Here is a 12453-nt window from a genome sequence, read left to right on the forward strand (position 1 = left end):
ACGTTAGGAAGGGGTTACCTGAGGAGTCGGCTTTTCAAGCTGCGTGACATCGCGAATGCACGCGTGCAGAGTCCCCGAATCAACCTGAACCAAGGGGGGATCAACGGCCAGACATTCATCAATTCGGTAGGGACAGCGTGGATAAAACGCACAGCCAACAATCGGCTGACTCATATCAGGCGGCTGACCATAAACTGGGGTCAGCTGAGCCCCCACATGCTCGTCGATGCGTGGAATCGAATTGAGCAGCCCCAGCGTATAAGGATGCCGCGGATCCGAGAACAGATCGTTCACCTTCGCTTGTTCCACTTTTCGCCCGGCATACATCACCAGCACGTCGGTCGCCATATTGGCGATAACGCCTAAGTCGTGCGTGATCATCACGATCGCGGTGTTGTGTTCCTCTTGAAGCTTCTGCATCAGCTCCAAGATTTGGGCCTGAATCGTCACATCCAAAGCGGTCGTCGGTTCGTCGGCAATCAAGATTTCGGGGTCGCACGACAACGCCATGGCGATCACCACCCGTTGCCGCATTCCGCCAGAAAATTCGTGCGGATAATTAAACACGCGTCTCGTGGCGCCAGGGATGCCAACCTTTTCTAGCATCTCGATCGCTCGATCTAAGGCCTCTTTGTAAGAAAGTCCCAGATGCTTGCGGGTTACTTCGGTCAGTTGTTCGTCGATGGTCAGAAACGGATTGAGCGAGGTCATCGGATCTTGAAAGATCATCGCGATTCGGTTGCCTCGAATACGAGATAACTCTCGGTCCGTCATCTTGAGCAAGTCGTATCCGCCATACATCGCCGAACCAGCGGTGATTCGCCCTGGGGGCTGAGGAATGAGCCCCAGCATGGCTAAATTGGTTACCGACTTCCCCGAGCCAGACTCGCCCACGATTCCCAACGTTTCGCCGGCACGGAGGTCGAAGTTCACCCCGCGCACGGCTTTGACGTCTCCTTCCTCAGTCCGGAATTCGACCGCCAAGTCGCGAACTTCAAGCAGCGTTCGCCCTTTGGTGGAACCACTGTTCTTGGTGGTGGCATTCATTGTATCTGCAGCCATCAATTACCTCATCGGTTCTTCATGCGCGGGTCGAGGGCATCTCGCAAACCGTCACCGAGAAAGTTCAAGGAGTAAAGCGTCGATGCCAAGGCCAGCGCCGGAAACACGACCAGCCACCAATAGATCTTCACCGGAGTAATCACACGCAAACCTTCTTCCGCCAGCACGCCCCAACTCACCGCCGGTGGTTCGACCCCCAGCCCCAAGAAGGAGAGAAACGCCTCGAATAGCATCACCGCCGGAATGGTCAGCGTCAGGTAAACAATGACGATACTCATAACGTTCGGAACAAGATGCAGAAAAACAATTCGCAAGCCACTCGCTCCAATCGTGCGTGCCGCGTCGACGAATTGTTCGTTCTTCAAGCTGATAATCTGACCACGTACCACCCGAGCCATCGTCAGCCAATAGACGGCCCCAATCACGATATATAAGATCACAATGCGACTGATCCCATAGGCTTCAAGCTGCTGCTTGACCCCTTCTTCGCTGAGAACCGTGATCAAAAATAGCACGACAAAGATAAACGGGACCGAGTACATGATGTCAACAATCCGCATCATGAAGTCGTCGACCATCCCGCCAGCGTAGCCGGCAATCGCCCCATAACTGACCCCAATGATCAACGACACCAAAGTCGCCACAATCCCCACAATCAACGAAACGCGCGCCCCGTAGAAGAGACGCGAAAGGAGATCGCGGGCCAACATATCGGTGCCACACAAACTTGGCAGACAGTAGTCGCCAAAGATGGCCAAACGAACATTCAACAACATGACATCGAAGGTTGTCAGATCGGACCAAAGTTCGCTTTTTCGGCGGGTATAATCATCCCCTGTCTTTCCAACCAGCCCCAAACTTACGGGGATCTCAACGGTTTCCCCCTTTTCGTTGGTGACTTTCGTCATCGAGGAGAACTCTGGCGGCTTGCCGGTTCGACTCCCCAGATCTTGAAGCTGAGGTGACTGAAGCGGAATTAGCGGCGTAAAGATAGCCGCCAAGCCCAGCAGCACCAAAAAGCTCAGCGCCGTCATCGAAACCCAGTCGCGGCGCAATCTTCGCCAGGCATCTTGCCATAACGAGATGCCTCGAATCGATTTGGCCTCGTTGTACATCTCCCGATACTTTTCAATCGGCGGCAACGCGGCGGCGTAAGGATCGTTCTTTTCTAAGGAATCCAACTATCTGGCCTTCTCAGAGAAACGTTATTTGTCCAATTTAACTCGCGGATCGATCAGCCCGTACGAAAGGTCGACCAACGTATTCATGGTGAAGAGCAACACGGTATACACCATCACCACGGCCAAGCTCACCTGGTGATCTTTTTGCATTACCGCTTCAATAAAGTGGCTGCCCAGCCCTGGGATGAAGAAGATTCGCTCTAGCACGAGCGAGCCTGTCAAAATCCCGGCAGTGGCTGGTCCCAAGTAAGAAACCACCGGCAAAATAGCCCCCCGAAACGCGTGCTTCATGACCACGGTCGTCGGCATCAAACCTTTGGCGTAAGCGGTGCGAATGTAATCTTGGCCGAGCACCTCTAGCATGCCGGTACGTGTTAAGCGCGAGATATAAGCCGCAAACGGAGCCGCCAAACAAAGCGAGGGAAGTACCAAATCGATGGGACGCCCCCAACCTGCTGCGGGGAACAACTTCAGCCAGAACACGAAGATGATGATCGCGAATCCGGCCAACACAAAGTTGGGAATCGCAATTCCCAGCGTCGCAACCAAACGAAACGTCACGTCGATGAACGACTGACGCTTAAGTGCGGAAACAATCCCCGTGGCAAAGCCCAATAGCATCGCAAAGCATAACGCGAGCGTTCCCAGGGAAATGGAAATCGGAAAGCCTTCCTGCAGGATTTCGTTGACTGTCTTATCTTGCAGGCGTCCACTGGGACCAAAATCAAAGTGGGCAAACCGCCACATCTCATGGAAGTAACGTTCGTGCAGCGGCTTGTCTAGGCCGTGATAGGCACGAATATTTTGCTCAACCGCAGCCGGCAACTGTCGCTCGGACAGCGTGGCCCCTTCTGGCGTGACGATCCACATCAGAAAGAAACTTACGGTGAACACAACCCACATGGTGATGCCCAACCAGACTAATCGTTTAGCTAAAAATCGGATCACTTCAAGTCCTCCCACTCGCGAATCTTCTCGCGTAGTTCCTTATCGATTTCCAGGATTTGCAGAGGGTGAAGGTCTTGTAGATTCGGATAGAAGTTCTTCACGTACGGCCGAACCATATTCAACGAAACGTTATAGTAAATCGGAAGAATCGGACGCTCTTCGTTCAAGATCTTTTCGGCGTCGTACAACATCTGGCGACGCTTATCCACATCGGGCTCTTGGATGGCGGAATGGATTAGTTCGTCGTATTCCTTGTTACTCCAACCGGTTTGGTTGTTCTCGCCGTCGGTGACGAACATATCCAGAAATGTATTGGGGTCCGGATAGTCACCAATCCATCCAGCCCGCACAACATCGTAATCCATTTCACGCATCGTCGTGAGATACACGCCCCACTCGACGTTGCGAAGCTCGACATCAATATGGAGATTACTTTTCCATTGCTGCTGAATCACTTCCGCAATCGCTCGGTGCGATTCCAAAGTGTTGTACAAAATCTGAATCTTCCGCATTCCCTTGCCATCAGGAAAGCCAGCCTCAGCCAGCAGTTGCCGAGCCCGCTCGGGATCGTAGCCTGGGGCTTCCGGCCCGGTATAGTCCGGCAATCCCGGCGGAACCAGAGAATTCGCCGGAACCTGACCAGCACGCGTCACGTGATCGACAATTTCTTGCTTATTAATCGCCAGATCCAGGGCCTGACGCACTTTCGGATTATCGAGCGGTGGTCGCTGAGTGTTGACCCGGTAGAAATAGGTCGCCAGCATCGGCTTGAGCAAAAGATCTTTCCGCAAGCCTTTGTAGCGTGGCTCTTCCTGCTTCTTATCGTCGAGTTCTTCCAGCTCTGGAATGACGGTACTAGGCACCGTGGTAGCCCAATCAAGCTGACCACTCATGAACATATTTAACTGAGTCGTATCCGATTGAATCGCCAAAACATCAATGACATCAAGCTTGACCGTGTCCGCATTGTAATAGTCAGGGTTCTTTACCAAGCGAATCCGGTCGCGAATACGACGCGTTTGGATCTTGTAAGGGCCACTTGTGACAATATTTTCTGGCTTGGTCCAATTGGGGTAGCCGTACTTTTCGATGCAAGTTCGATTAACCGCGTGCATTGGGTAAAAAGCGGCCAAATCTAGAAAATAAGGAGTGGGATAGTCGAGTTCCACAACCAGCGTCATCTCGTCCGGAGCTTTAATCCCCACTTCACTAAAATGCAGCAGAACATTATGAGCAGACTCTGAGTTGGCGTACTCGGCAACTAGCTTGTCCGGCGTTTTCTTGAGATAAAAAACCCGCTTGGTCGCACCGGCATTCCAATCTGGCTCGCCAGCCACATCAGGAACGCAATCGACGTGATAAAACTTGTAGGTTTTCTTTTCTTCCTTGCCCTCTTCCCCGTCTTTCTTCTTTTCTTCCGGCTCGATAGTTTTCTCGTCAATCTTGGTGACAATGCCGGAAACGATGGTTCCTCGGGGGAACAACTGGGCACTATTGGGGCGGTCGGTTAATTCGACTTCCACTTTGTCGCCAACATTGACTTCCATTGTCGTGTAGCGTTTCGCATTTTTGATGTACCACAGTTGATACGCATATTGCGAAGCCGATTCCGGATGCAGAAAACGCATCCACGAGAAGGTCCAATCGTAAGCGGTTACCGGCTCGCCATTGGTCCACTTGGCACCTGGCCGCATGTGAAACGTATAAATACGTTTGTCGTCTGAAAGATCGTGCGAGATCGCCATGCCTGGCATGGGCTTCATTTTGTAGGGATCTTCCGGATCGGGCAGCTTGCGGTACAGCCCCTCGAAAATGGCATCTAATATCCTTCCTTCCGGGGCCCCAGTTGCCTTCGCAGGATCAACCGATTGCGGTTCCGTTCCGTTCGAGAACGTAAAATCAGCAGGGGGCAAAGACCCCATCTGCAAGGCCAGCAACAGCGCAACCACGAAAATTAAGGGGAATAGATAAGGAAATAAACCTCTTAGCGTCAGTTTCATCCGGTGCTTTCTCGCTCGATTGGGCGGGCCGCGGAACTTTGGCGAAGTCCTATCATCGCTTGCATGACCTGATCGTATCAAATTCCGCAAGACGTGACGATATGCTGATCTCAATCAAGCCACACGCCCCAAGTGCGCAAAACAAACCCCTCTAATCAGGGAAAAAGTTGCAGTTTGCTTCGAATTGGTTGATACTCCGGAAATGAGCGAACCACTTCGCGCCTGCAATCGTACGTTGGGGGCGAGGCTCAGTTTTGGAAGAGCCTTAAGCGCTTGGGTCTCCTGAAACTTTGGATTCGCTCGGCGTCACTCGAATAACTTATCGCGTCTTCGTTGGAACTTGCCGTTCTCCGTGTAGGCCTCTCTTCGGTCCGCCAGGGGATAAGCATTCGGCCGCGTAAGCTATCTCCGAAGTGTCGAACTTATCCACTTTTAGGGCCAGTAGACTCAGCTTTTCAGGTAAGGCCCCAAGCATTACTTTCACGGAGAAGAACTGCCATGATGTTCTTGGCTACTCCAGCCAATGGGCACTCGTTGTCCAAAGGATACTATCCCGATAGCGATAGTCCTGATCCCGTTTCCGAGCCTAACGTCCCAGGCAAGGAAGTTTCCCCGTACGAACCCTTAAACGAAGATGTTGCTCGGCAACTGGTGCAAATCTTTAAACTATTAGCCGACGAGACTCGGCTGAAGATTCTTAGCTACTTAATGCAGGCAGGCGAGTTAAACGTGCGTTCGCTTTGCGATCTACTCGAGCAAAGCCAGCCAGCGGTTAGCCATCACTTAGCCTTGCTGAAAACATGCGGTTTGATCGAATCGCGGCGTGATGGGAAGAACAACTTCTATCGTGTCATGCCGGAACAATTCGGCCGTTTCGCGGAAGTATTGTTCCGCCAGGTACCAGGCCTCGAAGAGGACAAAATGGACTTTGGCGAGGCCACCATTCGCCTAGAAGTGGAACACGAATCGCCAGTTGTAGCGATCCACTAGCTCACTTCTTCACCTCAATAATCGAGGCTCGCATGAAGGCCATCCTATTCGTGTCCTAGGATGGCCTTCTTTTTTTGCCCTGCTGCAGAAGGTTACGACTTTTCTTTGACCAATTCTGCGACCAACGGCTTGATGTCTTCGTAAGTGAATGCGGTCTCTTCGGTAACGCCTTCCCCTTCGTTATCAAATCGCTTAGCCAGCTTGCCGTCTCGACCATAGACAAGCACTGCTGGGGGGGCCAATAGGTCAAGCTTCTTGAGCATGGCCTCGGAATCGTCCGCCGCAATGATATTATCGCAGGTGACGCCAAGTCCGGTCAAAATCTTCATCAGAGGGCCATCTGCCGCTTGATATTGGTCAGGTGTTTCCCCAGCAATACCACCGTAATCAAGACTTACCGTAATGCATTTCACGTCCTCGTCCGAATACGCTTTATCCAAAGCCACCAAGCCTGGCAACTCTTTGATACATGGTGGGCACTGAGTCGACCAGATATCGACCACGACCACTTTTCCCCGGTACGACTCAATTAACATTTGAATTCCGGAGTAGTCCATCACTTTCGTCGTAACTTCCTTCGTTTCGGTTGCAGGAAGTGTCACCTCGGCGGCAGGTTTTCCCGTTTCCGCCGGAGAACCACCACCGCAGCCCGCCAGCAGCACCACAAAGCCAATTGCCAACCAATGCCTATTCATCAGGGAACCACCTTCCACAGGTTAAAGCTCTCGCATTACGATACGAGATTGTTTTCGATACTTCGTTTTTATCGCAGCCAAGCGTGCTCGATCAAGTCGGCACGCCAGAACGAACATTTCGCCATGGACCCTGACTTCGAGCACTTACGTCATAAGCCCCCCACTGCGTTGGATCAACCGCGCGAGCTAATCGTGGCGTGTTGCCCGATGCGTAGCAACGTAAATCTTTCGAGAATCGTCCGCGCTGCCTCGTGCTGCGCCGTCAGCAAGGTGGTGGTGTGCGGCAATCCCAAGATCGATCCCAAGATTGCTCGCGACGGCGCCGAAAAGCTCCCCATTTCGCGTCACCGCAGTCTTGCGCCGGTCTTGAAAGATTATAAACAGCAAGGCTACACACTGGTTGGCCTCGAACAGACCACCAACTCGCACGATATTCACCATTTTTCATTTGTGCGTAAAACGGTGCTGGTTATCGGCAACGAGCGTCTAGGAATCACCGAAGATATCCTCTCGTTGCTGGATGCGGTGGTCGAGATTCCCGTTTACGGTATGCCTTACAGTTTTAACGTTGCTACGGCAACCTGTATGACCTTGTACGAATTTTGTCGCCAGTTTCCTGAAGGCTAAGAAAGTTAATAGTCGAGGCTGGCCCCTCCCTCCACCTCAATCCCCTGCCCGGTCACAAAGCTGGAATCATCGGTTGCCAGGAATAACACAACGCGGCCGATTTCCTCAATCGAGGCCATACGGCCAAAAACCTGTAGGTCGGCGATTTGCTGCAATGCCGATTCGGGATCTTCCAACGTGTTGGCCCACTGCCGCATCAAGGGCGTGTCGACATTGCTTGGCAACACAGCGTTCACACGAATGCCTTCCGGCCCCAGTTCAATCGCCAACGCCTTCGTGAAACTAAGCTGCGCCCCTTTGCTTGCCGCGTATGCTGTCGAGTGTTTCTGCCCCAGCACAGCCGTCATGGAACTCATGTTTACAATCGTCCCACGCGACTTTCTTAGATACGGCAGAGCAAACTGGCATGCGAAGAAGGTACTATCGAAATTGATTTGAAACACCTTCCGCAACAGCTCAGGCGTGGTTTCTTCTAGCGTCGTCGCTGGGGGATGAATACCGGCGTTGTTCACCAAACAATCGAGACGTCCCCATTGGTTTGCCGCTTCATCGATTGCCCCTTTTAGCTGTTCTGGATTGGCAATATCGCAAGGAATGAAAAAAGCTCGGCCCCGCCCTTGCTCGTTGATCTCTTGGCAAAGCCGTTGGGATGCTTGGGAGTCGATATCAAGAATCGCGATATTGCCCCCTTCCTTGCTTAGGATTTTGACGCAGCCAGCCCCGATCCCTTTCGCCCCTCCCGTAACAATCGCTACCTTATCTTGAAATCGCATATCCGCCACTTTCGCTGATTCTTCGGCCTGAGAAGTAATACCCTCGGCCTAGCTATCATCATTCTTAACGTTCTTATAGGTTTACAAGTGAAAACCAGGGCTCATTTCGCCAAGCCTGAAGCCAGGTATAGTTTCCTGACAAAGCCTGATTTTCTTGGTCTCTCTCACCTTCTTCCATACGATTGCTAATTGTCGCATACCCATTATCCGACTACCATGCGGGTTCAATCAAGCTTCGCTTTTCTTCCTCGCTTCATCGACGTGAGCCCAATGACCAGCCGCTTTTTGCTGATTCTGCTTTTCATCGTTCTATCTGTCGTCGGGTGTAATAACACAAAGAAAAACAGCGGCGATCTCCCCAAACTTGAAACGCCTCCTCTCTCGATTGGAGTGGTGGCCGACGAAGCCTTGGCAGAACGCATTCGCTTGGAAGTGTCTGCCCGCACAGAAGAAAAAATCACGGTCGAGACCATCCCACGAAAAGTTTTCCTCAACCAGCAACGGCAGACCAAGGACATACTGATTTACCCGCCTGCCATGATGGGTGATCTCATCCAGCGTAATTGGCTGACACCGATTCCTTCGTCAATCTTGTCGTTACAAGACCTAGCGTTAGATGACATCGTGCTGGGTGTTCGCCAAACCGAAATGCACTGGGGCGAGAAAACGTATGCGCTGCCACTCGGTAGCCCAGTGCTGATGCTGATGGTAAGAACCGACATTTTAAAACAATTGAATCTGGAAACGCCTACCACTTGGCAAGAGTATGCTGCCGTCGTCGAGGCGATCCACAACAGCGAGTTCCTCAAGTCAAACGACACCGTAGGCGCCGCCACAATTGAACCCTTTGGCGAAGCCTACCTTCCCAGCCTATTCCTGGCCCGCAGTGCCGCTTACGTGAAACACAGCGAGAACCTCTCGACCTACTTCGACTTTACCAATGGCAAGTCCCGGCTAACCTCTCCGGGCTTCGTGCGAGCCGCAGAAGAACTCGCCCAGGCGGCCCAGACAACCCCTGGAGAATTCAAAACGCTTGATCCCCAATCAGCCGCAGAGGCCTTTTTGGCTGGGAAGTCCGTGATGGCCATCGGATGGCTCAATTCCAAGACGAAAGTCCCCGAAACGTTTCCCCCAGACATTGCCTTCGCCCCCCTGCCAGGCTCAGCCGAGATCTATCAATCTCAAGGCAATCAATGGGTTCCCCGCTCAGGCAACAAACCGGTCAGCGTTCCCCTTCTCTCTACCTCCGGCATGGTCGGCTCGGTTACTTCCGCTTCCGGCCAAACTATGCACGCAGCCGATTTGCTGGTCTTACTTACCGGGCCAGAACTTTGCAGCCTGATTTCTCCGGCATCGCAGCGAACCACTTTCTACCGAACATCGTCTTTACCAATGGCCGAAGCCTGGCTTCCCAAAGGCCTGCCAGGCGGTGCCTTGCGGCAATATGCTAAAATTAGCATCGACCAACTTCAGTCGCCTAACTCGATGGTCAACATCCGAATTGCCCATCGTCAAGAGTACGAAGAGGCCCTGCGGACCGCTTTGCTGTCGCTGATCGGGCCCAATCCCCCCAACGCCGAAACAGCCTTAAAACAAGCCGGAGAAACCTGGGACACCATTTCAGAAAAACAAGGCCAAGAGAACCAAACCAACGCCTACCACAACAGCCAAGGAACCGCCAACTCCGCTTTTTAAATTCCCCTCCCATGATTTTCCTCGCCGCCAGATCTGGACGGCCCAGAAAATCCAACCTAAAATTAACCCAAATTCGGGGCTGTAGCTCAGCTGGGAGAGCGCTGCGTTCGCAATGCAGAGGTCGTGAGTTCAATCCTCATCAGCTCCACTCGATAAAACCGGGGTTTTCTGCGACTTTCAGGAAACTGAAAATGGACCCTAGGGCAGAGAAATAGAGTAGTTTTCACTCATTAACTCTGCCCTTATCTCTGCCCGTTAGCATACCGACGTAATTTCTAGGCTGGTACCCGTTTTCTGCAGATCCGCTAAAATTAGGTTCTGAATCACAAACGGGAAGGTGGGTAAGGAAGTCTTTCGCCAAACCTTACGCTTCTATCGCTCAAATGACCCTGTACTGAATTACTCTTCTGCACGGGAGTTGTTCGATGGAATGGCTAGAGCGAGATAAAGAGGCGGGATGCTGTCCCCCCAAAGATTTGATCCGTTGTGTCCAGATAGTGTCCGACCAACTTGGACTCAATCCTCCAAAATGGGTTTCTAAAAATACCCTTGCCTTCGGAGGAGAAGGCGTATGCTTCAACGTTCTCTTTCAATCCAGGCAATACGTTCTGTCTTGCCGTTCCGGCCAATCCACGAGTAGCATGCGTCTTCACGATATGAACGTCCCGTTGCTGCGGGCTTCCGTCCTGACATCCCTACCCGTAAAGCCTTGATTAGGCGTCTTCATCTTGATCTACGCCGCCATGTGATCCGTGTAAGGAACCTTGGTCTACGAGTGTGTACCATGTGCCCTTTCGGCTCTTAGCAATTGCAAGTCCAATTGTCGCTAGGATAGGCTTCAACTGGGTTGCCGTAGCCCTCAAACTACTCTTTGTATTCGCAACTTCCCCAACATCGTAGACAAATGGAATCAGTTGGTCACGCGACATTCCTTTCTCACCAGCTTGCCACAGTTTATACAGAATCGCCTTTCGACGTTTCTTATCCGAGATTTTGAAGTTCAAGGGTACGTGTTTCCCATCGATTTCTCGAGTGACCTCTCCCTCATCCTGATCCGGCGACGGAACGACCATGTTTAAGTAGTAAGCCTTGAAATCAGGACCTCTTTCCGGTCCACGCTCTGACTTATTGCGTAAGATACAACGCTGATACGCATCATCGATCTCAGCCTTAAGTTGCAAAAATAAATCCTGCGAGTCGAGATGCGCTGACATCAGTTGGTCCAAAAACCAGATCCTTAAGTGCTCCCCTTGCAGACGGACAAGATCCAGTGTGGAGAGATCTAATTTCTTGTTCTCAGGCGAACTGGCGATTTCGTCGGCTCCCCGCAGTGCCTCCATTCGATACGCTTCTAGCTGGCTTAATTCCCGCAAGGCATCCTGAGATGCAATCTCGCGGCAGGTCGGCCAGCTTCGCACTAGATTTGCGAAAATGCGGGCAATCGCAGGTCGATCCCGCGAGGTAAGACTCATTCCGGAAACTTTCTAATTCGTAAGTTCTAACGACCCCGCGTATCCTCGCCGCGATCCCGACCTGGTGTGTTCTTATCTGCTGCCGTGGGCTTGCAGGCCTCGCCAATATATGACGAGACCATGTCAATCAGTGTTAGTAAATCACGAACATCTCGCTCGAACGCCCCGTGCTCGTCGGTTACCTGTGAATTCGAGATTGTTTTTTTCCACGCGAGAGCCTTATTGATCATTAGAATCTCTAGGTTCCTCAAGCTCCGAAAGTCTTCACTTTCAATGAACTGCACAGCAAATCCGTTGATCTGATATGCCCGCCAGGATTCTTCGTCCGTTGGCTCCTCCGGTCCCGATGCTTCGAGATTGTCGGGGCGATCCTTAGGGTGAATCGATCGATAGAAAATCCAGCTCAGCGGACACTCAAGATCCTTATTGAATTCTGTTACGAATTCAACTCGCCTAGCATATCCAGGCGCTGAAGCTTGCTGCTCGAGTTCGTCTGGCGAATAAACTTCTTCCATAAGTGACACTTGCCAAGAATCCTCCTCATTGTCAACAAAATCCATACTCGGAGGATCAATCCGCAAGTCTCGTGAAGATTCGCTTTCGATACCCCTTCTCTCCCCTTCTAATATTTCGTCCTGTTGGGCGAATTCTTGTGACGGAATGTAGCGACATTCGACAATGAACTCTCCCTTTTTCTGCCCAGATGGAAGATAGATTTCGTGATTCGCTTCATCCGGGCCGACAATGGCTGCCGCACAGCCGCTCAGACTAGTGAGCAAAGTCCCAAGATCCGGCGGTTGTTTGCCCCGTATGAGAACTTCGATTTCCCCGGGAAAGCCAGAGGAAACAGAGTGAGTCGCATTGAAGTGTTTCAGGGCGATATTTAAGACGACTTTGGGCTCCTCATCCTCATTCGGAGCAATTTCCAATTCACCGCTATTCAAGACCACCATCTTGGCCTGAAAAACGATGTCCAGCGTCTCGGCGATACTACGAATATCAATCGTCAT

At 51.8% G+C, this 12453-nt stretch carries 11 protein-coding genes and 1 tRNA gene; 4 read left to right on the top strand and 8 right to left on the bottom strand.

Annotated features, from left to right (window positions below):
• Window positions 1-3: 3 nt before the first annotated feature.
• Genes DTL42_RS06985 through DTL42_RS07000 form a run of 4 tightly spaced genes read right to left on the bottom strand, consistent with a single transcriptional unit; the run spans window position 4 to window position 5191 of the window.
• Window positions 4-1062, bottom strand: coding sequence for an ABC transporter ATP-binding protein (locus DTL42_RS06985; protein WP_276527737.1), 1059 nt, complete (start codon window positions 1060-1062; stop codon window positions 4-6).
• 8 nt (window positions 1063-1070) lie between these two features.
• Complete coding sequence (locus tag DTL42_RS06990) at window positions 1071-2243, bottom strand: ABC transporter permease (RefSeq protein WP_234824096.1); 1173 nt, start codon at window positions 2241-2243, stop codon at window positions 1071-1073.
• Window positions 2244-2267: 24 nt separating this feature from the next.
• Complete coding sequence (locus tag DTL42_RS06995; protein ID WP_234824097.1) at window positions 2268-3191, bottom strand: ABC transporter permease; 924 nt, start codon at window positions 3189-3191, stop codon at window positions 2268-2270.
• Complete coding sequence (locus DTL42_RS07000) at window positions 3188-5191, bottom strand: peptide ABC transporter substrate-binding protein (protein ID WP_114367916.1); 2004 nt, start codon at window positions 5189-5191, stop codon at window positions 3188-3190. Before DTL42_RS07000 ends, DTL42_RS06995 begins: the two co-directional genes overlap by 4 nt.
• 498 nt (window positions 5192-5689) lie before the next feature.
• On the opposite strand from DTL42_RS07000, the gene DTL42_RS07005 reads away from it, so the two are divergent.
• The gene (locus DTL42_RS07005) at window positions 5690-6181 is read left to right on the top strand and encodes an ArsR/SmtB family transcription factor (RefSeq protein WP_234824098.1); all 492 of its coding nucleotides are present in this window, start codon (window positions 5690-5692) and stop codon (window positions 6179-6181) included.
• A gap of 92 nt (window positions 6182-6273) precedes the next feature.
• Here the strand turns inward: DTL42_RS07005 and DTL42_RS07010 are convergent, their stop codons facing one another.
• Complete coding sequence (locus DTL42_RS07010; protein WP_114367917.1) at window positions 6274-6876, bottom strand: TlpA family protein disulfide reductase; 603 nt, start codon at window positions 6874-6876, stop codon at window positions 6274-6276.
• A gap of 123 nt (window positions 6877-6999) precedes the next feature.
• On the opposite strand from DTL42_RS07010, the gene DTL42_RS07015 reads away from it, so the two are divergent.
• On the top strand, window positions 7000-7503 hold the full coding sequence (locus tag DTL42_RS07015) for a TrmH family RNA methyltransferase (RefSeq protein WP_199590043.1): 504 nt from the start codon (window positions 7000-7002) through the stop codon (window positions 7501-7503).
• Window positions 7504-7508: 5 nt separating this feature from the next.
• Here the strand turns inward: DTL42_RS07015 and DTL42_RS07020 are convergent, their stop codons facing one another.
• Window positions 7509-8276, bottom strand: a complete 768-nt coding sequence (locus tag DTL42_RS07020; protein ID WP_114367918.1) for an SDR family NAD(P)-dependent oxidoreductase — start codon at window positions 8274-8276, stop codon at window positions 7509-7511.
• Window positions 8277-8465: 189 nt separating this feature from the next.
• On the opposite strand from DTL42_RS07020, the gene DTL42_RS07025 reads away from it, so the two are divergent.
• On the top strand, window positions 8466-9971 hold the full coding sequence (locus DTL42_RS07025) for an ABC transporter substrate-binding protein (RefSeq protein WP_147274184.1): 1506 nt from the start codon (window positions 8466-8468) through the stop codon (window positions 9969-9971).
• A 75-nt stretch (window positions 9972-10046) separates the two neighbouring features.
• Window positions 10047-10119 (top strand) — tRNA-Ala (locus tag DTL42_RS07030).
• A 565-nt stretch (window positions 10120-10684) separates the two neighbouring features.
• Here the strand turns inward: DTL42_RS07030 and DTL42_RS07035 are convergent.
• Entirely contained in the window at window positions 10685-11443 is a 759-nt protein-coding gene (locus DTL42_RS07035; RefSeq protein WP_114367920.1) for a hypothetical protein, read from the bottom strand.
• Window positions 11444-11469: 26 nt separating this feature from the next.
• Entirely contained in the window at window positions 11470-12453 is a 984-nt protein-coding gene (locus DTL42_RS07040) for a hypothetical protein (RefSeq protein ID WP_114367921.1), read from the bottom strand.

This window comes from Bremerella cremea (assembly GCF_003335505.1).
GTDB classification, from domain to species: domain Bacteria; phylum Planctomycetota; class Planctomycetia; order Pirellulales; family Pirellulaceae; genus Bremerella; species Bremerella cremea_A.